Below are 25,061 nucleotides of genomic sequence, written 5' to 3' on the forward strand. Positions count from 1 at the left end.
TATCAGATTGCTTTCGTTATACTTTTCCCTCAATTAGCTAATGAATCACCTATCCATCTCTGGTAAACTGCTGTACTTGATTTTTTGCTTATTGCTGTCTTCTATTACTTTTGCTCAATTTCCTCAGTCAGGCAAAAGCTCTGTAAAAAAGCAAGTCAGTACTGCTATCACTCCAATTAATGCTCTTGACCGTACACTGAATGCCAGTGTACCTGATAAGATAAAAAACAAAGAATTTAAGGGCTTTTCAGTTTCAGAGCCTCCTTCTTTCAGTAATCTCAGTTCGGTTTCGGTTAGTCCGAAAAGTATGAGAACTGCGATGGCTTTTATTCAAGCTAATCCATCCGGAAAAAAAATAAATAGCCAGAATAGTCATCTGACGCCGACAATTGGAATCAATACATTCCTGCTTTATGCCAAAGCCGAAAAAACTGATTTTCATAATTTTTCTATCGCGTCGGGTGCTATAAGACCTCCAACATCTTTATCAGCCAGCCCTGCCAATGTTTGTGAGGGAAATGATGTTACCCTGGCAGCGACTTGTCAGGCTGGAACCGTGACCTGGTATAATCAGTCCAGCGGAGGTTCATCTATTGGTACCGGAGGCTCATTAGTTATAAACCCTACTGTTACCCAAACCTACTACGCATCTTGTTATGTTAGCAATATACCGGCAGAAAGTACCAGAGAATCTGCCGGAACAGTAACTGTTACAAGCGTACCAGCAGACCCAACGGGTGTTTCGGTGAGTCAGGAAAATATATGTACCGGAACGGCTGTCATACTAACTGCTACCTGTGCTACAGGAACGATTGCCTGGTATAATCAGGCAACGGGCGGGTCGGCTATCGGAACAGGTTCGGAACTCAGCCAGAGTCCGACTGAAAATACTACTTACTACGCCGCCTGTGCAGGCGAATTTTGCGAGAGTGTGCGTGTAGCTACGGAAGAGATAACTGTTATGACTATGCCGGATGCCCCAACAGGTGTGCTAGTAAACCAGACAAGTGTTTTTATTGGCGGAGGCGTTTATTTAACAGCCAACTGCAGCACCGGTACTATTACGTGGTATGACCAGGCCGATGAAGGTTCTGCTTTAGGAACAGGGTCTGGATTTAATATTATCCCTGCTGCTGCTACTACGTATTATGCAAGTTGTAAAAACGGCTATTGTGAGAGCAATCGGGTACCTTGCAGCGAGGTAACAGTGGTGAATCTGACAGACCCGACCGGGGTCATGGTAAATAAGACAAGTATTGTGAATGGTGCTAAGGTTATGCTTAGTGCTGCCTGTAGTGCCGGAAAGGTTGTCTGGTATAACCAGGAAAATGGGGGTAGTGATATAGGCGGGGGTACTTCTGTGACCTATTATCCGGCTCAAAACACCACTTTCTATGCTACTTGCCGAAATGGTATTTATGAAACTGCAAGAGTTGCTACCCATACAGTAAATGTGGTGAGTATGCCTCGATTACCTTATATGGTAAGTGACAATATTAATCCGGGAGAGACGCAATCAGAGCTGGAGGACCTGACAAATGTGAATGGAACGTTATTTTTTATCACTGAAAACGCGGAGTATGGCCGGGAATTGTGGAAAACTGATGGAACCCTGGAAGGAACTACGCTGGTGAAGGATATTAATCCCGGACCAGACCCTTCGTATATCAACTCACTTAAAAAAGTAGGTAATCTTTTGTTTTTTGCCGCAAGCGATGGGGTAAATGGCAATGAATTATGGATAAGTAACGGGGAAGTAGATGGGACAGTTATGGTAAAAGATATAACTGAAGGTATTACCAATTCCCAGATCAGTGACCTCATTGATATAAACGGAACGGCCTATTTTGCTGTGAACGATGAAGAAGGCATCGGGAAGGAATTATGGAAAAGTGACGGAACTGCCAGTGGTACTGTATTAGTGAAAGATATATGGCCGGGTATGAATAGTGCCGATGTGAGTAGTTTTACCAGTGTAAACGGTACTTTATTTTTTACTGCTATTACTGAAGGAAAGGGTAGAGAACTGTGGAAAAGTGATGGTTCTACCGAAGGGACAATCATGGTAAAAGATATCTATAGTGGTATGAATATGAGTTCTAATCCTACGAATCTGACTAATGTAAACGGTATTCTCTTTTTTGTTGCCAACGATGGTGTGAATGGAAAGGAGCTCTGGCAAAGTGATGGTTCGGAGGACGGCACCACTCTTGTAAAAAACATTACGAGTGGGGCTGGTAATACCACTATAGATGAGATTACGGCAATTGGTAATATAGCATTTATGTCTCTTACAACCAGCACCTATGGCATGGAACTCTGGCGCAGCGACGGCACATCTGACGGAACCTATCTGGTAAAAGATATTCGTACAGGGTCTCATTCGAGTAATATAGAATACCTGGTGAATATGGAGGGGGTTTTATATTTTACGGCAGATGATGGTACTTATGGTAATGAACTCTGGAAAAGTGATGGCACTGAAAGTGGAACGGTAATGGTCAAAGATATCTGGGAGGATTTTGAAAGTTCGATTGGTTCAGCTCTGGTTACGAGCGAAAGTACTTTGTATTTTGGAGCCGATGACGGAAGGCGTGGTACTATTCTCTGGAAAAGTGATGGGACAGTCGAAGGAACCGATATGGTAAAAGATATAAGCAAGGGGCCTTCAAGTTCAGCCCCAAGCCTTCTTACTGATGCTAACGGTAAATTATATTTCAGGTCATATTCAAGTTCAGAGATATTTAATTATGGTGCTGAAATGTGGAGCCTTGGTACTTGTACTGATGTGAACAGAATCGTAGCAACCACAGGCAAAACCAGGTATTTTAACGCTCAGCAACAGGTTATTGCAGCAACCGAAATATGCCATTGCGATATATTCAATAACCTTATCAGCAAAATAGATGCTGTAGGGAACAATCCTGTGGTGGGGGTAGTTGATGTCAAAGAATGGATTGATGAAGCCGCTTCTGCCGACTTTGTGAGACGCCATTTCGAGATTAATCCTGTGGCCAGCACTCCTGTTGCCACCGGTAAGGTAACTTTATATTTTACTCAGACAGATTTTGACGCTTATAATAGCGCCATTGACCCGGAAGCACCTAAACTACCTGCCAGCAATTCAGATACTGAAGGTGTGGCAAATGTGGGAATTGCTAAATATACCGGCAAGAGCAATGATGAAACCGGAATGCCTGATACCTATAATGCCGGATTTGAGTGGATTAACCCGGCGGATGCAGATATAGTCTGGAACAGTGAGGCGGAAAGATGGGAGGTAAGTTTTGCAACCACGGGTTTTGGAGGCTTTTTTGTAAAAGGCCTGACATTTGGCATGCCTGAATCTGTAAAAGCGAGCTCAACCAGTATTTGTGAGGGGCAGAGTGTTACCTTAACTGCGAGTTGTGCTGTGGGTACGGTTGTCTGGTATAAACAATTGGTAGATGGTACTGCTATTGGTACCGGTTCGCCATTTATACAGACCCCTGAAAATACTTTTAATAGTTATTATGCCGCCTGCGAAACAGATGATTTAAAAAGTTTCCGGGTATCGCCCGAGACAATAATTCTTACCAACATTGATAGACCTACAGATGTATCGGTTGATAAAACTGCTATTGTCGCCGGATCAAAAGTAATCCTCAACGCTACTTGTAGTATTGGGAAGGTGGTGTGGTACAATCAGGCCAGCGGAGGGGCCGCCATAGGCTTTGGTACTTCTGTTGCTTATTATCCTACAAAAAATACAATCTTTTATGCTACCTGCCAGAGCGGTATCTGTGAAACTCCGGCTATTGGCACCAGCGAGGTAAGCGTTGTACGTCTGCCTCAGCTGCCTTATCTGGTAAGTGATGTTTATCCAGGCGAAACCTCTTCAGCTCCTAATAATTTTACGAATGTGAACGGAACTGTATTTTTCTCAGCCGTCACAGAAGCCTATGGAAAGGAACTATGGAAAAGCGATGGTACGGTAGAAGGTACTGTTCTTGTAAAGGATATAAATCCCGGAGAAGGAGGGTCAGTTATCGACCAGATTACAAAAGTAGGTAATCTTGTATTTTTTACTGCTAACGATGGGGTACACGGAACTGAATTGTGGGTAAGTAACGGAGAAACCGAAGGAACTTTTATGCTTAATGAAATTAATGTCGGTATGACTCTACCTGAAATAGATTATATAACCGATGTTAACGGAATTGCCTTCTTTACGGCCTATAAGACCACTACCGGGTTTGAATTATGGAAAAGTGATGGTACTCCTGAAGGTACCATGATAGTGAAAGAAATAAGAAGTGGAAATCTTGGAGGGGATCCCTATGCGCTTACAAATGTGAACGGAATCTTGTTTTTTTCGGCAGACGATGGCGAAAATGGCAGAGAACTGTGGAAAAGTGATGGTACTGAAGCCGGAACAATACTGGTAAAGGATATTTCTGCCGGTGGTGCTTCGGAGCCTGACAATATGAAAAATATTAATGGTATTCTGTATTTCTATGCCAGTGATAATTTGAATGGCCCTGAATTATGGAGAAGCGATGGCACTGACGCTGGAACATTTATAGTAAAAGACATTAACAGTGGCAATGGCGGGGTTTATCTGCATTTGATGGAAGAAATGAACGGCATTATATATATGGTTCTTAATGATGGCGTAAACGGCGAAGAACTCTGGCGAAGTGATGGAACACCCATAGGCACTTACCTTGTTAAAGATATTTATGAGGGAAGTAATGGTAGTGGTATCCAGAAGATTTTACCTGTGAACGGGAAATTATACTTTGTGGCAAATGATGGTATTAACGGTGAAGAATTGTGGAAAAGTGATGGCACACCTGAAGGTACTGTTTTAGTAAAAGACATAAGGGAGGGGGGATCAAGCGGATTGCGCTCTTTGTTAACAAATAGTGACGGTACACTTTATTTCGTTGCCAATGATGGTATCAATGGGGATTTACTCTGGAAAAGTGACGGTTCTGCTGACGGGACTGTTGTAGTAAAAGATATTTCTACCGGAAGCACAAGTTCTCAACCAAATAATATTACCAATGTGAACGGAAAAATATATTTCAAGGCAAGGCCGGGAGGTGACCTCTATACTACCGGTGATGAAATATGGAGCCTCGGAACCTGTACTGATGCGAATAAAATTGTAAGTGCTATTGGTAAAACCAGCTTTTTTAACAGTCAGCCGCAACCTGTTGCCGATACCCTTAGCTGTCATTGTGATTTATACAATAAGCTTATTACTACTATCAAGGCAACAGGAGAGATGCCGTTGAGTAATGCGCTGGAGGTAAAAGAATGGATAGATGAGACCGCCTCAGATACTTTTGTCAGAAGACACTATGAGATTTATTCCAATTCGGATGCGGTAGCCCAGGCGGCTGGTACGGGACGTGTAACTTTGTATTTTACTCAGGCTGATTTTGATGCCTATAACAATGCTGTAGGCGGAGATGCCTCCAAACTTCCAACCAATAGCGATGATGATACAGGGAAAGCTAATGTCATCATCCATAGATATCCGGGTACGAGCGGGGATGAGAGCGGAACGCCGGAGAGTTATTCTGTAGAGCCGGTTCTGATTAATCCGGAGAATTCAGCTATCAGTTGGAATAATGCCCTTGAAAGATGGGAGGTTACTTTTGCTACGGTAGGATTAGGCGGCTATTTCCTGTATGGGCTGGAATTACCAGACCCTACGGAAGTTGCTGTTGATAAAACAGTGTTATGTGCCGGAGGCAGCGTTTCTTTAACGGCTACCTGCGAAACCGGAACAATAACCTGGTATAATCAGTCTTCAGGTGGTTCGGCTGTTGGTACAGGCTCGCCCCTGGTTATTGCAGTAAATACCACCACTACTTATTATGCAGCCTGCGAAGATGATGGAGCCACCAGTAACAGAATAGCTACAGATGAGGTAACGACGAACCCCATACCAAATGAGCCGATCGGGGCTGGTGTGAGTAGTACAGCGATTATTTATGGGAATCCGGTTACTTTGAATGCTGTTTGTACCACCGGAGATGTTGTCTGGTATAATCAGCTTTCAGGCGGTGCGGCTATTGGTACAGGTAATCTGGTTACTTTCTATCCGGCATCTACGGTTACCTATTATGCTACCTGTAAAACCAGTAATTGTGAAAGCAGTAAAGCTGGAACTCATGAGGTAGTCGTAACAGCTATGGATTTAGTGCCTTATATGGTGAAAAATATCAATATAGCTACTGACGAAAGCTCTGAACCGAACAAGTTTGTGGCCGTTAATGGTACGCTGTATTTTGTAGCAACAGATGGTATATCAGGTATTGAGTTATGGAAAACAGATGGAACAAATGAAGGAACTACCCTTGTAAAAGATATTACCTCCGGTGGAGATTCGGATATTTCCAGTCTGACCAATGTGAATGGTACGCTGTATTTCAGTAGAAAAACAGCGAGTTTTTACGAACTATGGAAATCTGATGGCTCGGATGCCGGAACTATAAAAGTAAAAGATGTGTGGGCCGTGAATCCCGGGCAGAGTATTGATGGTTTTCGGGCCCTGAATAGTGTCTTGTATTTTGTTGCTTTAAATACCAGTGATCATGTAGCGGAGCTATGGAAAAGTGATGGAACCAGTGATGGTACTGTGCAAGTAATGAATATTAATGAGAATGGGGTAGATATAAGAGGAGATGAACTGGTAGTTATGAATAATGTTTTATATTTTCAGGCAAATACCGATGCTTATGGCACAGAATTGTGGAAGACTGACGGTGCAAACACTGAAATAGTAAAAGATATCGTGGAAGGGACAAGCGATTCGAGAGTACAGTACTTAACGAATGTCAATGGCATTTTATACTTTGCAGCCAGTGATGCTACAAACGGGCTGGAATTGTGGAAAACTGACGGAACAACTGACGGAACAATGCTTGTGAAAAACATCAGAGCGGGGGCTCTTCCCGGTAACCCGAATTTCTTAACTAATGTGGATGGTAAATTATATTTCAAAGCCCATAATGGCACCAACGGGGTAGAGCTATGGACCAGTGACGGTACAGAAGTCGGCACAGTAATGGTAAAAGACATAACCCCGGGGAGTGGTAATTCTGACCCGGAATATATGACGGGTGTAAACGGAACTGTTTATTTTTTGGTTACAACCGAGGAAAATGGTAAAGAATTATGGAAAACGGATGGTACAAGCGATGGCACGATGCTCGTGAAGGACATTAAGCCTGGGAGCTCATCTTCGTTTTCTAACTATCTGACGAATCTGAACGGGAAGCTGTATTTTACTGCTGATAATGGTACGGATGGGTCTGAAATATGGACGAGTGATGGTACAGAAGCCGGTACAGTAATGGTGAAAGAAATTTATCCGGGTAGTACCGGAAGCAACCCGAATTATTTAATTATTATGAATGGTAAACTATATTATAGTGCCAGAACCATCCATGATAACGTGAATTATGGCTATGAACTATGGAGTCTGGGGTCTTGTACGAGTAATAATCCGGTAGTAAATACGCTTAATAAGACCTCTTATTTTAATAGTCAGGTGCAACCGGGTGCAGAGGCATTAACGTGCCATTGCAGTGTATTTAATGGCCTTATCAGTGCTGTTGAAGCCACAGGAGCCAATCAGGTGAGTGGTGTTATTGATGCTAAAGAATGGATTGAAGAAACCGCTCCTGAGGCCTATGTGAAAAGACATTATGAGATTAATCCGGCATCTAATGCTACTACTGCAACAGGTAAGGTAACCTTATACTTTACACAGGCTGATTTTGATGCGTACTATGCAGCTAATACCGCGAGGTTATTTAATATTCCGCTTGACCATTGTGACATTGACGGCATCAGAAATATCAGGATAGTCAAACGGGCTGGCAGCAGTAGTGATGGCTCGGGATTACCCGAAACCTATATTGGCCCGATGACCATTATTGACCCTGAAGATGATGACATATTCTATAGTAATATCCAGGAACGCTGGGTAGTAAGTTTTGAAACAACGGGCTTTGGAGGGTATTTTCTGAAAGGTCAGGAAGTGGAAGCTCCTGAGTCGGCTTCGGTTAACCAGACCGCCATCTGTAGTGGTTCGGCTATTGAACTGACAGCTACCTGTACTCTGGGAACGGTAGTTTGGTATAATCAGGCAAGTGGCGGCAGTCCTATCGGAACTTCTCTTTCGGGTACCAGCTCGAAACTAAGCCAAAGCCCTACCGAAAGCACTACTTATTATGCCAGCTGTATCAGTGGCACTTATAGCAGTGCGACCAGAACGGCTACTGAGGAGGTGGCAGTAACTACACAACCAACTGACCCCACAAGCGTTTCGGTAAGTAATGCGGCTATTTGCAATGGTACTTCGGTTTCGCTGGAGGCTACCTGTACTACCGGAATGATTGTCTGGTATAATCAGGCCTCAGGCGGAACGGCTATCGGTACAGGCACAAGTCTCAGCCAGACACCCTCTATCGGCACTAATACTTATTATGCCACCTGTGAGAATAGTGCTTGTGTGAGTAGCAGAGTAGCCACCGACCCGGTAGTTGTGACCGCAATTCCTGCTGACCCGACGAGTGTTTCGGTCAATAATATGGCGATTTGCGACGGCACTTCAGTTTCTTTAACCGCTACGTGTGCCACCGGAACTGTTAAATGGTTTACACAGGCAACCGGAAGCACGCCGATAGGTACAGGCTCGCCGCTGAGCCAGTCGCCATCGGTCAATACTACCTATTATGCCAGTTGTATTAACGGCAATTGTGCGAGTGGCAGAATAAGTACAGGTGAAATAACTGTTAAAGTTAAACCTGATGCTCCTGTTATTTCTGGTAATACGGAGGAAGTATGTGCGGGTAGTAGTGTACAACTGACGGCTACGTTATCCAGTGCATTTACTACTTCAGATTTCTACTGGACAGGCGGACATTCGGGTGTGATTATCACGGTTACACCACCAGCCACCAAGAACTATAAAGTAGTGGCTAATCTGGACGGTTGCAATAGTGATTCTTCTGCCGTCTTCACCGTATATATTACGCCGATTCCTGAAATTCCGGTTATCAGTGCTGATAATAATACCCTTTGCAAAGGCAGCTCTGCTGTACTTACGGGTACATGCCCGAGTTTATCAGATACATTTTTCTGGGTAGTGGCACAGCTCAGACCCAATACGCCGATAAACCCTTATTATGAGCGCACAAGGGTAATAACAGAGCCGGGCATTTATAAGGGTTATTGCCAAACGTATAATGGTTGCAGAAGTGCAGAAACCAGTATTACTATTACGCAGGATGATGATTGCAGCGGACAAAACTTTATTAAGGTGACTCCTGAAAAGCCTGTGGTTTGTCCGAACACATCCGTTACGCTTTCGGCGACCGGCTGTACGGGCACTTTAACCTGGACGATCGGTACAAGTACTAAAACCGGCACTTCGGTTTCGGTAATGCCAAGCGTTAATACAACGTATTTTGTGCAATGCAGCACGGGAGGCTCAACCACCGTAGATGTGACCGTAGCCGCGACTAATGTAGTAGTGAATGCGAATATCACGACAGGAAAAGGTCAGACCAAAGCTGTAGAGACGATAGAATCAGCGAAGAAAATCGGTAGCCCTTCCTATAGCCCGTCGCCGAATATCAGCTATGAAGCCGGAAAATCAATTGTGCTAAAACCCGGTTTTGTGGTTGAAGCAGGCAGCGTGTTTAAAGCGGAGATTAAGGGGTGTAATTAGTTTTAAGGCGTATCCACCCAACCCTCTCCGTTTTGGAGAAGGTTGGGGAGTGATAAACTCTACCGAAACATTGTGCCGGAGACTTATTCAATTCTTAAACTCTTAATAGGATTCATCAACGCAGCCTTAATACTCTGAAAACTAACCGTCAGTAACGCCACAGCAATCGCCAATAACCCAGCCACAGCAAATATCCACCAACTGATTTCAACCCGATAAGCAAAGTCCTGCAACCATCGGCTCATCACAAACCAGGCAATAGGGGTCACAATCAGAATGGCAATCAGAATTAGCTTGATAAAATCTTTAGACAACAACACAACCACACTAAGCACCGATGCGCCCAATACCTTACGCACCCCAATCTCCTTGGTTCTTTGCTGAGCCGTAAACATAGCCAGTCCAAATAAACCCAGACAAGAAATAATAATCGTAAGAGTGGCAAAAATACTGAACAACTGTCCCGTCCGTTGCTCTGCCTGATAAGTCTTATTAAACCTGTCATTTAAGAACGAATAAGAAAACGGATTGTTAGTTTGCGCTTTCCATTTCTGTTCTAATACCTCCAGTAAACTCGGAATATCACTGGTGCGCACCCTGATAGCCATCTGATAAGTATCAGCACCATAATACATAACCAGAGGTGCAATGCGGTTATGAATCGACTCAAAATGAAAATCTTTTACTACACCGATAACGGTAAATATGCGTTTACTGTCAGGCTCTCCGTTACCCAACGTTCTCAATTGTTGACCAATCGCGTTCTTGAAACCAAACTCTCTCGCTGCAGCTTCATTAATTAATACCGCAGCTGTATCCGAACGTATATCTTTAGAAAAATTACGCCCGGCTGCCAGACTAATGCCCAGAGTAGGCAAATAATCATTATCAATATTATAAGTCTTATCCCGATAAGTAGCCGGATGATCCGAACCATTTACCAGCTCAAACCCATCTGCACCATCGTTCGATGCCCCTGCAGGAATATACCCCGCCATAGTAGCATTGGCTACCTGAGATAATTGCTTGATTTCATTTTTAAAACTGTTTAACTGTTTATCTAACACATAGGTATCATGCAAAACTATTACCTGGTCTTTATCAAAACCCACTTTTTTATTCTGAATAAAATTCAACTGCCTATACACTACTATCGTACCGATAATCATGCCGATAGAAACCACAAATTGTGTGGTAACCAGAGTACTACGTAACCAGCTACTCTTGAATCCTGCACTGATTTTACCTTTCAATACACTCACAGGCATGAAAGCAGACAGGAAAAACGCCGGATAACTGCCCGCCAGTAAGCCAATAAAAAGGCACGCCAATAAAATAGCAGGAAGCATCATACCCTTTACTAACACGCTTACATCAAATGCCTTACCCGATAACTGGTTAAAATAAGGCAATGCCAGCGCGACTATCACCAAAGCAACCCCTAAAGCCATAAAAGTAACCAACACCGACTCGCTCAAAAACTGCCCTATTAGCTGGCCTTGCACCGAGCCCAGTACTTTGCGTATTCCCACTTCTTTAGCCCTATTAGCCGAACCTGCCGTCGAAAGATTCATAAAATTGATACAGGCAACCATCAAAATAAATAAAGCAATAGCCGAAAATATATACACATATTTAATATCACTATTGGCTTCAATTTCCCCTTCCATGTGTGAGTCCAGATGAATGCCAGTAACGGGTTGAAAAACAAAATCGACTTTATCGCCTCTTTTTCTGAACTCAGCATGGCTAATCCCTATAAATTCCTGAATTTCAGGACCAATGTATTTTTCAATAATCGCAGGCATAGCAGCATTCAATTTATTGATAGTATATCCTTCGCGAAGTACTACATAAGTAAGCGCTCCACTTGATAGCCATTTTTCACCCAGTTGCTCACCATTTATTGAAGCAAACATATCATAATGGAAATGTGTATTAGACGGTACATCCTTACAAATTCCGGTTATTCTGTACACATCTTTTTCACCAAAGATTAGAGTTTTTCCGATAGGGTCTGCATCGCCGAAATATTTGTTAGCAATGGTTTGGGTAATTACCAATGTTTTCGGTTCTCTAAGAATAGTTTTGGGGTTTCCTTTCAGCAATGGAATAGAAAATACATTAAAGAAATTGGAGTCAGCAAAAATAACGCGCTCTTCCTTAAAACTCTCAATACCTTTTTTTACAATAAATGTCCCCCTGGAAACCATTCTCGTAGCAGCTTCAATTCCAGGAATTTCCCGTACTAATGCTGGGCCTGCAGGTGCACTTGCAAAGGCATTCTTTATTTCTTTGCCAGCCAGCATACCATTGATTTCCATTCTATACATACGATTAGCCCTGGCATGATAATTATCATAGCTTAATTCATGCTGAACAAACAAAACAATGAGCAGGCACGAGGCTAATCCAATGGCAAGCCCAAATATATTAATGGTTGTGTAAGCCTTGCGAAGCATCAGGTTACGCCAGGCGATTTTAAGATAGTTACGAAGCATAATAGGAGAGAGGGATATAGTTGAGTTATGATTTTTCGATTGATTGCTGAAAAAATAAGGCGTCAGGTATTGTAGCGCCGCACGCCAGTAATCTTTATTAGCTTGGCGAATACTTACCTGCGTTAGGCGTTTCTGATAAAACTCATGTAAATCACCCTGTACATCTTCTTTCATATCCGGCGACAGAAACCAGTCAAGCAGACGGTCTGGCCAGCGGGGTGGGGTGGGTAGTTTATTTTCGTTCATAATAGCTTTTTCATAGTTATTTAATGATCACTTGCAGTTTACCTGCCGGAATCTCCTGCCAGAGGTTTGCCCGCATTTCCTGTATTTCAAGGAGTGCTTTGCTTCCGGTTGCAGTAATAGCAAAGAAACGTTTGCGCCGGCCACCGCGTTCGGCTGTGGCACCACCTAATTCAGATGCCAAGTAGCCCTTCTCTTCCAGACGGTAAAGCGTAGCATGCACGGCGCTCATTGTAATGGCACGCCCTGTTTGTTGTTGCAGTCGCTCCCAGATAGTTACCCCATAGGCCTCTTCCGAACACCCGGCTATCACCAGTAAAACTACTTCTTCAAACTCTCCTAAAAAGGTTCTTTTCATAAATTTTCGAGTTAAAAATGATTTGTTATAATAATAGAAAACAAATAGAATGCCAGAATTGAAAAATGCCCTCAGAAGCTCATATAGGCCAATTATGTCTTTTTAATTAACAAGGATTTGTCCAAAAACGGACAAAGATTGCGTCCGACTATGGACACAACCTTTCTAGATACAAAGTAGACTGACAAACCAGCAAATCGACAATCAGGCATTCATTAGGTAGATTTGCAAAAGACCTAAAGAAATATGGCAAAGTTTTTGGGTTCCTGAATTATTATCTCCGATATTTGCTTTACTTCAAAACCTACCTGTTCAGCATGAAAAAAATCAACTGGGGAATTATCGGCTGCGGTGATGTAACTGAGCTCAAAAGCGGCCCCGCTTTTAATAAAGTACCCAACTCAGCATTAATAGCCGTCATGCGTCGCGATGCCGCAAAGGCAGAAGATTACGCAAAACGGCACGGCGTACCCAAATGGTATAGCGATGCCCACGACCTAATAAACGACCCGGATATTAATGCCATCTACGTGGCCACACCACCCTCTACCCACGAAGAATATACCCTTGCGGCTTTCAATGCCGGAAAACCTGTATATGTAGAGAAACCCATGTCAGGTGATTATGCCTCTGCCGTAAGAATGGCCAAAGCAGCCAGAGATAAAAACATCAAACTCGTAGTAGCGCATTATCGCCGAGAGCAACAGCGATTCAAAAAAGTAAAACAACTCATTGCAGATAAAGCGATTGGAGACGTCCGTCTGGTTCGTCTTGAATTAGCCAAAACTCCCTTAACACCCGAGGAACTGCAAGACCCTAAAACCATCTGGCGTATCGACCCCGCTACGGCAGGTGGTGGTTTATTCCATGATCTCTCCCCACATCAATTAGATTTAATGCATTATTTCTTTGGCGAAGTAGAGAAGGTAACAGGTCTGGCCACCAATCAGGCAGGATTCTACAATGCCGATGATATGGTAATTTCCAATGTCTTATTTAAAAGCGGAGTGGTCTTTAACGGTACCTGGTGCTTCAATGCAGGCAAAGCCGCTGATTACTGCGAGATACAGGGTACAAAAGGCAGAATAAGCTTCACAGTTTTCAGTACTGATAACATCATAGTAGAAGTTGACGGCAAATCAGAAGTACTCACATTCGACCCCCTCCTGCACGTGCAACAACCGATGATTGAAGCTGTTGTAAATTATTTCTCAGACAAAGGGCCAAATCCGGATAGCGGCTACGAAGGTGCAGAAGTGATGCGTTTAATTGAGAGTTGTGTTAGGAGGTAAGAATTAAGTGTTTGTTCTTATAAGAAATCAGAATCAATTCTTGATGAACATTGTCACATTATGGTTTAAATGTGACAATGTTTTAAGTTGATCTATTCCTTATCTTCAAACCTATTAGCTAATAGGTCCACTTTTCTCTCCAGTTCCTGCAATCTGGCCACTTCCTTTTCCAGTTTTTCAATTTTTTCCTGTTGTTCTTTTACGGCATTAACCAGTGGCATTACGAAGTCAGAATAAGACAGTGAATATTGACCTGTTTCTGATTTTTTCAACCCGCTAAACGGAATTTTCAATTCACTCATAACTGCCTCAATATCCTGAGCAATAAATCCATCATAACGTGTTTTTGTTTTATCAGCAATAAAATTATAAGAAACTGTTTGCAGATGTCTGATAAAATCTAAACCTAACCGTGAAGTATAAACAATGTTTTCTTTTAACCGTCTGTCAGAAACATTCGTCCAGGCTACCTGTCCTTCAATAACCGTAACACTTGCGTTACCAATACGTACTTTATCAGATGCATTTACAAGGGCTCCATTGCCAAGTGCAGTTGCATTGTTTAAATTACCTGAAGAAGCATCTGCTTCATATCCTATAAAAGTATTATAACTTCCGCTGGTATTTGTTTCACCTGAATTAACACCGAAAGCGGCGTTTCTATAGCCTGTAGTATTAAACTGCATTGAAAAAGCCCCATTGACCACATTATAATCACCAGTGGTATTTTCCATGAGGGCTTTATATCCAGTGGCTGTATTATCATGAGCTTTATTTTTCAGGAGTGCAATATTTCCGATAGCCGTATTAAAATTGCCAATAAGGTTTTGTGATAACGCCGCCGTACCAATAGCCGTATTATCAACACCATCAGTATTGCTCTGAAGCGCATCACTTCCTATTGCTACATTTTCATTACCGGTTTTATTTTGGGCTAAAGCATAAGATCCAACTGCTGTATTTTCGTCACCAGTGATATTATTATACAAGCTATAATAGCCAACTGCAGAATTGCTGCCACCTTCTGTATTACTTGTCAAGGTATTAACACCGACGGATGTATTCTGGCTTCCATTATCACTATTTCTCATAGCGTTTACACCTATGGCTGTATTATCATTTCCGGTTTTGTTAAAAATCAGAGCTGAGTGCCCGGTAGCAGTATTATTATTCCCTGAAGTATTACTATATAATGCCCCAAGCCCCGTTGCGGTATTAGAACTGCCGGTTGTGTTGCTTTGAAGCGCCGAGTTGCCCACCGCAGTATTATGAATTCCGCTTGTATTTGAGAGTAGTGCTCTGAAACCAACAGCTGTATGAAAATACCCGGTGTTATTAGACATAAGGGCATAAGCTCCAACGGCCGTATTTTGCTCTCTGAAAGTATTGTTGCGCAAGGCATTAAAACCAATCGCAGTGTTGTAGGAAGCTGTAGTGTTATTACGTAAAGCACTTGTTCCTGTAGCAGTGTTGATTGTCCCAGAAGTATTTGCTAAAAGAGCTGAATCTCCCAAGGCTACATTAAGTACCTGAGTAATACTATTGGTCTTGCCATGTATTCCATGAGGGCTAATTATTATTGAGCCATTAATGAGTGATTGTGTTGAAATTTGTGCATGCAAGGCAAATGTACCAAGTATTAAAACAATTGTAAAAGAGTGTTTCATAGCAAAGTCGCTTTCCTGTTCCGATAGGAAAGACTAAGTTTAGAAGTAAGTATCCTGTACCGGAACTTCCTACAGGCATATTATTCAGATATTTAAAGACTTAATTTTTTATAAGATAGATAAGCTTACTTATAAATTATTTAGACAATTCTTATAGCTATAATAAAACAGTCTTGATCTCAATAATTTTCCTGCAGACCTTACTTTAGTTCTAACTCCTTTGCATCAAAATTATATCTGTTATCTACAATTTGTTTCATGGCTTCTTTCATTTCTTCCAATTTTCTTGGATTCACCTTTGCCAGATTATTCTGCTCAGCATTATCTGATTTCAGGTTAAATAACTGGTATTGAAGCGAATTGCCTAATTCAATATTTACTTCTTTTGCTATCGAACTGCCTTTATGCGGAGGAATCAATACCCAATCACCCTTTTTGAACGCTAATCGATTGGAGGCTTCCAATACAAGATTTTTCCTGCCTTTTTTTGATTTACCCAGAAAAACATTCAATAAATTCTGGCTGTCGGCAGATGGATTTTTCTGCCCTGTCAATTGAGCAAATGATGCTAAGAAATCAATCTGACAAACAAGCGCATCTGACACCTGAGGTCTGATTACTCCTTTCCAACTTGCAATAAAAGGTACTCTTGTTCCTGCTTCATATAAGCTATATTTCCCACCTCGAAGCCCACCTGATGGTGTGTGCTGACCATTCATTTCTACAGCACCATCAATATACCCATCATTTAATACTGGGCCATTATCACTTGACAAAATGACTAATGTATTTTTATCTAACCCGGTTTCCTCCAGTTTCTTCATGATTTCGCCCACACACCAGTCAGCTTCTAAAATTACATCCCCACGTACACCCAAGCCAGATTTACCAGCAAAACGTGGATGAGGCGAACGAGGAACATGCGGTTGATGCAAGCCATAGTATAAAAAAAAGGGTTTGTTTTTGTGAATATGGATAAAATCAAGCGATTGTTTCAGAAAAATATCCGCCATGTCTTCATCATGCCATAGGGCAGATTTTCCTCCTTTTTGAAACCCTATTCTGGGTATTCCGTTATGCATACTCATATTATGTCCATGATCCCACTTTTGTTTTGTCATCAATTCCGGATTACTCAATGCAGTTGGTTCACCCTCAAAGTTTTTATTATAATTAACTAAAAGCGGATCATTAATCTCAAGACCAACCACCCGACGATTTTCAATAAATACTGTAGGTACCCGGTCTGTGGTAGCTGCCATTATATACGAATAATCAAAGCCTACATCATTCGGATTCAGTAATAGATCTTTATTCCAGTCAATTTCTCCTTTCCCTATTCCTAAGTGCCATTTTCCTACTATTCCGGTTTGATAACCAGCCTTTTTTAGCATTTTTGGTATGGTAACCAACGAAGTGTCGATGAGCAAAGGAGCATCTCCAGGCAATACTCTGGCTCCTTCTTTCCGCCAGGGATAAATACCTGTCAGTAAGCCGTATCGGCTGGGAGTACAAGTGGCAGAAGTAGCGTGGCCATTCGTGAATCTGATGCCGTTCTTTGCCATTTTGTCCATATTTGGTGTCTGTAAAATACCTTTCTCATAAGCACTTACATCTCCATAACCTAAGTCGTCTGCATAGATAATGATGATATTAGGCTTTTGAGGTAATGGTTCTTTTTTGATAAAGGAGCCATTTAAAAATAGAAAACTTAGGAGAATAAGTAGTTTGAATTTCATTAAAGGTTAGAATGTCTTAGATTAAATGACAAATATAAGTTTTCATCTGCTAATAGCGAAGAGTCTGTTAATTCTGTTAGAAATTGATTTTAACAAAAAATAATTTTCTATTAATGCAAGGCCTCTTCATAAAACCAAAAATAAGGGATAATGTTTAACAAAATAGAGGATTTTAGTTGAAGAACTGATAACAAATATTTGATTGAGCTTAAGCCGCAAGAAACAGGTAAAGGAAGGGTAACAGATGAATATAATCTTGATTCAGAAGCAATTCCTGGTTTAATTGTATAGGACAATAATTATACTCATTTCAGGACTATAGCTTTTCTTGGCGAATTAAATTGTTTTCTGAACAATCGCTTATATTTGCTTTATGTTGACAAAGCTAAAATATATTATCCAAAGAGAAGTTGGGTTTTTTTTTCAACTCAGGAAATCGGAGCGATTATGGCATATTCCTGTGTTAGCGTCTATATGCACAGGGCTGCCTTTGTTAGTTGGATATTATCTTGGAAGGCTCGATTATGGAACACTCGCCTGTATGGGAGGATTGGTAATATTGTATTTACCTTCTACCAGTCTCGAAAACCGATTACTTACTTTATTGGTATGTGCGTTTGGATTTATTTTAAGTTTTACGGTAGGTATCGCCTTTGGGTTTAATCATTATCTTTCGGCTGTTATAATAGGGGTCTACGCCTTTGGAATTAACTGGTTGACTAATTATTTTAGCGTATCACCACCAGGCAATTTCTTTTTTGTAATGCTCGCTTCAATGGCCAGCTGTATGCCATTCGATTTGATGTCAATTCCTACCAAAATCGGTTTACTTGCTTTAGGAACCATGGGAGGTTTTGTATTTGCTATGGTCTATAGTTTATATATTATACGGAAGCATTCACATAAAATAAAAGATGTCGGATATCAGAAAAGGAGGTATATTAATCTGACAGAATCTTTTATTATAGGCTTATTTATTACAGTTTCTCTATTAACCGGGCATTTATTTGAATTTGATAATCCTTATTGGATACCAATTTCATGCCTGGCTATCATGCAAGGGCTGAACGTAGTACAGGTCGGGCAAAGAAGTTTTCATAGGATAGTCGGCACGTTTATAGGGATGGGTTTTTCTTGGTTTTTATTACAATTAAACCTGAGTACATTACAAATCTGTATAAGCATCATCATCTTGCAGTACATTATCGAGGTATTAGTTGTAAGACATTATGCACTCGCAGTTATATTTATTACACCTATGACAGTATTTCTGGTAGAACTAAGTAGGGGGACAGGAATAAATGCAAATCAAATAATCACGGCCCGATTTTTAGATATTACCATTGGCAGCCTGATAGGACTTATTGGAGGTTGGTTATTACATAATCAGAAATTGCATCAGAAAGCTGAAAGGCAGTTGAGAAAAACCCGTGTGGCAATTTTAAGAAAATAGTCATAATAATTGATTTTTAAATATTATTTAATGTGAATCAAGGGTTAATGATGAATAAAATTAAAGCTGAAGCAATTCTTCCAAAACAGTGCGTCCACAAAGCTTTTTCAGAGCGAACTTTAGCTGCATTCTGAATATCAGTTTTGTTTATCAACCACCTAAAGAAAGATTCAATAGGTTGCCTGACAGCACTTATATATTTAGAAATCAAATTATCATCAGCAGATTTTGTTCTTTGACCTTTTTTACGTTTCAGTGGAGTTAAAACCGCTGAGTTATTTTGTTTAATTAATTGGTTTAATGATTCTGATGCATAGGCTCTATCGCCAATGACATATTGGTTATTTAATTGACTAGTGATAGGCTTAGCTGCTGTTAAATCGTGTACGTTAGCCGCTCTAATACGAATTATACTTGGTTTAGGTATTTGCTCAAATCTATCTTTTCCTAAACAATGTAACTTAACTCCGCGCGACGGTCGCCATGATAGTATTGTGATTTAGCATCACAATATCCTTGACTGGCTAACATAGGTGCTACCTTAGCTCTATCAGGATACTTAGCTAACATAATTGGTAAGGAATCAATTAAACAGACATTTGCATAACAATCTGAATAATCCATCTGGCTAACCAAATAGTCAATAATAACTTCAAAATGCCAGTATAGTTCATTTATCCGAAAATTATAGGCTTGATAAGATGGTAAATCAGGAAACCAACCCAACCAATGATTGACAATATAATTATAGGTTGAGCGATTAGTAAATTCACCTTGTAAGATGCCGAAAAGATAAATTGTTATCGCTTCTGCATCTGTAAACCGAGGACTATAATTATTACCACTTCGGCGGTCCGCTCTGCCGTTGGTAGTGCAAGCAACTTTTTGTAGTATAGCACTCGCAAACAGGCAGTATATTTGAATTAATTGTAACTGCGGCCGCCGCTGCGGTAGCATTTTGCAATTTAACAAAATGCTCCTTGTTTGTTTTTTATCGCTTCAACTCTTGATTCACATTACAATAGTATTAAAGTTAGGATCGTACTTAACCAGTTTGATACTCTTGATTTAAAATTCGATTCGGGTACAACAGGTTCGCTATTAACTCATAATTTAGCCTCATAAAGCAGAAAACCATTAGAGATTGGTAATTAAACCTGGAGTGGGTTATAGGTATTTCCCGTTGCTGTGTCTGGTCTGGATACTGATGGCTTTTTGGTTGGGATTTGCTTGATGATAAAATAGTAGAAATTGATTATGATAAAAATATAATGATTGTGCATAAGCTTTTGCCTAAAACTGGAAAAGAATATTCTGAATTTCCCAAAGAATATATGTATTCCCTGTTTTGTTTTGATGGTGAACTGCAGATAAAAAACAAAAAATACAGGATTTGTTTTCTATTCGACAATGGTTATCAGCGCACTATTATGTTAGATACACTATTAACGCATGAACAGAATCATCCGAAAGATCTGGAAGTAATTAAAAAGGTAGTGTTGCATAACGCACAAGGGAAACATATTCCTGTTTATTCGGTCAATAACGAAAGATTAAACCTTGTAAAAGCGTATTGTTCGATATCCCGGTAAAATTACTGGCAACTGCTAATCCTGCCAGATTCAAAACACACATTATTGGTAATGAAGTCTTGAAGCGTTTTAATACAATATTGGATTTTCAGGCTAATTATGTGTATCTAAAACCAAATAGCCTGTATTAAGTACCTTATACTGACGCAAAAAAAAAATGGATAAAATGTGATGTCATTTCTTCCTTTATGACATCACATTGAAGTGATTAAAGTTTTAAAATCTTAACATTTCTAAACCAAACAGTACTACCCCAATCCTGTAGTCCTATTCTTCCTGTATAGATACCTTTACCTATAGGGGCTTTAGCAAGACCACTCTTAGCTATTTTATCTTTCCATTCCTGACTGTTCAAATCATGCTCTTGTACTGTAAAGCCATTTTGTGTTACAGTTAATTTGCCTTTTTTGAGAATAAAATGAATCTGATTCCATTCTCCTTGCGGATTACTTTCGCGCAATCGGGCATTTGCTACGCCAAAAAAATCACTCGCACGATGCGTATTTTCTGCGGCACCCTCATAAATTTTATCATCAATTACTTGAAGTTCTAACCCCGTATTATGCATAACAGGATATTGAGAGGCTTCTTTTACAAAGAAGAAAATACCACTATTGGCAAATTTGCTTACTTTCCATTCGGCTTTAAATTCGAAATCTCCTTTCAGTTCTTCATCTATTACTAAATCTCCTCCATTTTTGGCCTTATTTCCTGCTCTTTCAGGTACGTTCAGTTTAATGGCTCCTTGTTCAATTACCCATGCCGACCTGGGTTCTTTAGCTCCATAAGCATGCCATCCTTTCAGATCTTTACCATTAAATAAGAGTTTCCAGCCTGCTTTCTTTTCATCAGCCGTAAGGGTATTCTGTGCTTTGGTTTCAATTAATACAAAGCTAAATAGCACTAATAAGAGTAGCTTGTTCATTTAATTTATGATGTTAAAGGTTGAAAAACAAATATAGAGGTATTTTTAAATAGGTGAGAAGATTGTTATAAGGAATAATTTCTGGTTTTAAAACAGAGATAGTATCATTTTTCAATTTACAAATTCAATAAATTAATAACAGACTTTAAATAAAAACATTTAGATTAGCACCTTACACCACGAAAAGCTGTAACCTATGTACTTTAGAGATTTAAAAAATGCATCAGAAGAAGAAAAGAAGTTTATTTATAATCAATATTGCCTCACTTTTCCGATAGATGAACGTAGAAATGAAGAGCAGTTTTATTCTCTATTTCAAAATGAAAATACTTGTATTTTTGGGATAGACGCAAATGAAAATGCAATGGGTTATTTTGTAACATGGCCAATGAATAATTTTTTATTTGTTGAATTTTTTGAAATTTACCAGATTTATAGAAGTACAGGGGTAGGAGCAAGGGCATTAGATGAACTAAAAAAGCAATATAAAACTCTGGTTTTAGAAACTGAACCTTCAGCTATGGGCAATATTGCTAAAAAACGGATTGAGTTCTATGAGCGGAATGGATTTTACATTGCTGACCCAGAATATATGCAGCCGGCCTATGATATTACGAAAAATAGCATCAACTTATACCTGATGGCCACAGAAGAAATAAACCTGAACGCCGTGAAAGTTGAAATCTATAACAAAGTTTATGGAGTGAAATTATAAGAAATTTACTAAGCATGATTGATGATTACGTATAGCCCAGAAATATGTTGCATTAGAGATTTTGCATGACATATACAATAATCACTCCCTCAACCAATCTTTCAGAATTTTAGCTTGCACAGGATTTGGATATTCAACTTGGGTAATGGTATATGGAATCTCTTTTTTTATGGCAAAAGTCAATTCTTCTTCCCTGATGCCATTAGCCGTCTCAAATCTGATCTTTATTTTATCACCTGCTTTACCTTTACTTAGTATTTCGTTAAGAGTCCTGGCATTTACATTTTGTCCATCCACTTGCAAAATAGCATTTTGCCTGCGCAAACCACTATTCCAGGCAGGTGATTGCCATTCCACATTATTAATTATCAGGCTATCATTTCTGTCTCTTACATTAAGACCTACCCAGGCGGTTGGCATCGCACGCGCAACCGTATCAATTTTCAATCCGGCATAATTAAGGTAGGTTGGATAATCGACAGTTTTCAAGGTATATATATAATCAAAGAAGTCCTGCAAAGATGTTTTGGCTAATTTCTCAGCCTCAGTTCTGAACTCTTTTTCGGTAAAACCCCTGCCTTTTTGCTTATAATATTTGTTGTAAAGTAAACGCATCAAATCATCCAGTGATTTCTCGTTTTTAGTTGAATGTCTGATTTTGAAATCAAGCAATATGCCCAGCAAAGCCCCTTTGTCATAAGGAGAAATAGTTTTATTTACTTCATCCCCAGTGCGTCCGAACGGCCCTTCGTCCCAGGTTTTCCAACTTGCTTCGGTAGGTGTCTGAAACTGTCGCCCCGGTTTGCTTTCATAAGCCTTGATACTCTCCTGAAAAGTTTTTAATATTTCGTCTTTTGTCGTCAACCCTGCTCTTTTCAGAATCAGGTATTCGTAATAAACAGTCAGGCCTTCTGAAAGCCATAGCATTTTTGTGCGGCTACCTTTGGCATAATCAAAAGGCCCTAATTCAATGGGCCTGATGCGCTTTACATTGTAATGATGAAAGTACTCATGTGCCAGAAAGTTATAGGTTCTTATTCTACTTTCACGATTATTCAGTTCATCCCCACTAAAGGCTATAGAAGCAGAGTTCAGGTGCTCAATACCGCCGCCACCCGGGCCAATAGCAATAAAAGTATAATCTGTATAAGGTATATCACCAATAATGCCCGAAGTGGTGCTGACAATTTTCTGCAAATCATTCATCAATTGCTCACGGTCAAATTTCCCGGCTTTATATGCCTCAAAATAATGCGGAATACCTTTGACTGTAAATGAAGGGAAGGATTCAAGATTTCCCATAAGGATAGGACTATCGTAAAGGACATCATAGTCTTTAGCATAATAAGTATGCTCCTGATCTTTTACTTTAGGTAATCCGGTAGCGATTTTCGACCAGTTTTTGTTTTTATCAATGCTTACGGTTACTTCATTTTTTATCATTCCCTTTGGGTACATAAATACACCAGCCGGAGATATATACCCTCTTTCCTCATCCAGATAATTACCTGCCACAAAATTTCTTGTAGCTTTTACATCATACGTAACTTTGATATCAATATATTTTGAGTTATAAATACTCCAGGAATTATCTCCACTTTTTTCCCACTGTAAAGGTCTTCCATCACCACTAAAAGCCTGAAAATTTTCAACATTATTAGCAAAATTCATTAATTGATAATAACCCGTTGTCCAGGCAGGCATATTCAATTCGATTACCCCTTCCTTAAATCCTCTGCCATTAAAAACTACATGAAAGAAATGCGAGGCAGGTTCATTCATTGATACCTCGAATACTAATGACATTTTAGTTTTTTGCGCATAATCGGTCAGACTTATAAAGCAAAAGCAAATTAGAATAATCAGCCTTAGAGAGAACTTAAATGATAGAAATGGGAATAAAATATTTTTCATAAATGCCGGAAAGTTTGCGATGATTTAAACAACGGCAATATAGAATCAGGAAAGATGAAAAGCAAAAGGTTAAAGAAGAAGAGGTATTTTTAGCTCATCTTAACGTAAGGGTTTGTATCAGGAAACACGAATCAGGAGAATTTTATTACAATAAGAATGCCTGTGAGTAAGCAGCTAATTGAAACAAAAAGTATAAAACGGGTAGAAAGGGTATTAGTTTTCATGGCTTTGATTCGTTTTTTGATTGATGAAACAAAAATAGACTTAGCCTGTAGGTAATTCAAAAATATCTAAATGATTGGTAGAATATGTCAATTGAATGGGATATTAGGAGAAATGAAGCGTTAATGATCCAAGAATGGAAAAAGGAGAATTTAGATAGTAGGTGTATCTTTACCGTTTTCGGAGGTAATCGCGAACCTGACGGTCTAATTCGTTGGCAATACTGGTGTAATTTTTAAATAGGTGATTGTTATAGGGAGTATAAGAGTTTTCACGGGTTAGTATGTGAAATTTTTTGCCATCAGCAAATTCAATAAAAGTCACTGATAACCAGGTATTATAGACAGAGATTCTAACAAAATCTTTAGGTGCATAGCTTCTTGTACCTCCTAAAACGCTTGTTAAGGTAATTTCATTTTCTGAAAGATAAACGAGACTTTTCAGAATAAATAAATCAATATTTATAATCGAAATTACTAGTATAATAATAATCTGGAATAACTTTTCAATTGGAGGAACTGAAATAGGCAAAGAGGCAAACAACATCATACTGAAATGAAACACAAGATACCAGAAGAGAGCTCTCAACGCCCAGATTGATGTCATAGATGGGGATTATTTTCATCATACGCCAATACCTGCATTTTAATATTTTTGTTTGAGCCATAAAGATAAACATTCTCTAAGAATTATCCCTAAAACAA

The 25,061-nt window shown here is 39.9% G+C and carries 14 protein-coding genes; 5 read left to right on the forward strand and 9 right to left on the reverse strand.

What is annotated here, in order from left to right; all coding sequences use genetic code 11:
* Positions 1-40 precede the first annotated feature (40 nt).
* Positions 41-9,736, forward strand: a complete 9,696-nt coding sequence (locus tag H1R81_RS03210) for an ELWxxDGT repeat protein (RefSeq protein ID WP_181839228.1) — start codon at positions 41-43, stop codon at positions 9,734-9,736.
* Positions 9,737-9,819: 83 nt separating this feature from the next.
* Here H1R81_RS03210 and H1R81_RS03215 read toward each other — a convergent pair whose 3' ends face one another.
* Positions 9,820-12,483 (reverse strand): ABC transporter permease, encoded by a 2,664-nt coding sequence (locus H1R81_RS03215; protein WP_181839229.1) that lies wholly within the window; start codon positions 12,481-12,483, stop codon positions 9,820-9,822.
* Between the two features lie 16 nt (positions 12,484-12,499).
* The gene (locus H1R81_RS03220; RefSeq protein WP_181839230.1) at positions 12,500-12,838 is read right to left on the reverse strand and encodes a PadR family transcriptional regulator; all 339 of its coding nucleotides are present in this window, start codon (positions 12,836-12,838) and stop codon (positions 12,500-12,502) included.
* A gap of 317 nt (positions 12,839-13,155) precedes the next feature.
* Here H1R81_RS03220 and H1R81_RS03225 point away from each other — a divergent pair, with 317 nt between their 5' ends.
* On the forward strand, positions 13,156-14,130 hold the full coding sequence (locus H1R81_RS03225; RefSeq protein ID WP_181839231.1) for a Gfo/Idh/MocA family protein: 975 nt from the start codon (positions 13,156-13,158) through the stop codon (positions 14,128-14,130).
* 92 nt (positions 14,131-14,222) lie between these two features.
* Here H1R81_RS03225 and H1R81_RS03230 read toward each other — a convergent pair whose 3' ends face one another.
* A complete protein-coding gene (locus tag H1R81_RS03230) occupies positions 14,223-15,797 on the reverse strand; it encodes a tail fiber domain-containing protein (protein ID WP_181839232.1) in 1,575 nt (524 codons plus the stop codon).
* 200 nt (positions 15,798-15,997) lie between these two features.
* Positions 15,998-17,536 carry an arylsulfatase gene (locus H1R81_RS03235; protein ID WP_181839233.1) on the reverse strand — a complete coding sequence of 513 codons (1,539 nt, stop codon included), beginning with the start codon at positions 17,534-17,536 and terminating at the stop codon, positions 15,998-16,000.
* 373 nt (positions 17,537-17,909) lie between these two features.
* Here H1R81_RS03235 and H1R81_RS03240 point away from each other — a divergent pair, with 373 nt between their 5' ends.
* A complete protein-coding gene (locus H1R81_RS03240) occupies positions 17,910-18,989 on the forward strand; it encodes an FUSC family protein (protein ID WP_181839234.1) in 1,080 nt (359 codons plus the stop codon).
* A gap of 37 nt (positions 18,990-19,026) precedes the next feature.
* Here the strand turns inward: H1R81_RS03240 and H1R81_RS27755 are convergent, their stop codons facing one another.
* Both H1R81_RS27755 and H1R81_RS03250 read right to left on the reverse strand, forming a co-directional pair.
* Entirely contained in the window at positions 19,027-19,488 is a 462-nt protein-coding gene (locus H1R81_RS27755; RefSeq protein ID WP_181839982.1) for a transposase, read from the reverse strand.
* Entirely contained in the window at positions 19,437-19,946 is a 510-nt protein-coding gene (locus H1R81_RS03250) for a hypothetical protein (protein ID WP_181839235.1), read from the reverse strand. Before H1R81_RS03250 ends, H1R81_RS27755 begins: the two co-directional genes overlap by 52 nt.
* A 320-nt stretch (positions 19,947-20,266) precedes the next feature.
* Between H1R81_RS03250 and H1R81_RS03255 the strand changes: the two genes are divergently transcribed.
* Positions 20,267-20,581 (forward strand): hypothetical protein, encoded by a 315-nt coding sequence (locus H1R81_RS03255; RefSeq protein ID WP_181839236.1) that lies wholly within the window; start codon positions 20,267-20,269, stop codon positions 20,579-20,581.
* A 208-nt stretch (positions 20,582-20,789) separates the two neighbouring features.
* Here H1R81_RS03255 and H1R81_RS03260 read toward each other — a convergent pair whose 3' ends face one another.
* The gene (locus tag H1R81_RS03260; protein WP_181839237.1) at positions 20,790-21,506 is read right to left on the reverse strand and encodes a DUF1080 domain-containing protein; all 717 of its coding nucleotides are present in this window, start codon (positions 21,504-21,506) and stop codon (positions 20,790-20,792) included.
* 196 nt (positions 21,507-21,702) lie between these two features.
* On the opposite strand from H1R81_RS03260, the gene H1R81_RS03265 reads away from it, so the two are divergent.
* The gene (locus H1R81_RS03265) at positions 21,703-22,221 is read left to right on the forward strand and encodes a GNAT family N-acetyltransferase (RefSeq protein WP_181839238.1); all 519 of its coding nucleotides are present in this window, start codon (positions 21,703-21,705) and stop codon (positions 22,219-22,221) included.
* An 81-nt stretch (positions 22,222-22,302) separates the two neighbouring features.
* Here the strand turns inward: H1R81_RS03265 and H1R81_RS03270 are convergent, their stop codons facing one another.
* Positions 22,303-24,027 (reverse strand): M61 family metallopeptidase, encoded by a 1,725-nt coding sequence (locus tag H1R81_RS03270; RefSeq protein WP_181839239.1) that lies wholly within the window; start codon positions 24,025-24,027, stop codon positions 22,303-22,305.
* Between the two features lie 501 nt (positions 24,028-24,528).
* Positions 24,529-24,963 (reverse strand): hypothetical protein, encoded by a 435-nt coding sequence (locus H1R81_RS03275; RefSeq protein WP_181839240.1) that lies wholly within the window; start codon positions 24,961-24,963, stop codon positions 24,529-24,531.
* Positions 24,964-25,061: the final 98 nt, after the last annotated feature.

Source organism: Emticicia sp. BO119, assembly GCF_013912375.1.
Taxonomy (GTDB): Bacteria; Bacteroidota; Bacteroidia; order Cytophagales; family Spirosomataceae; genus Emticicia.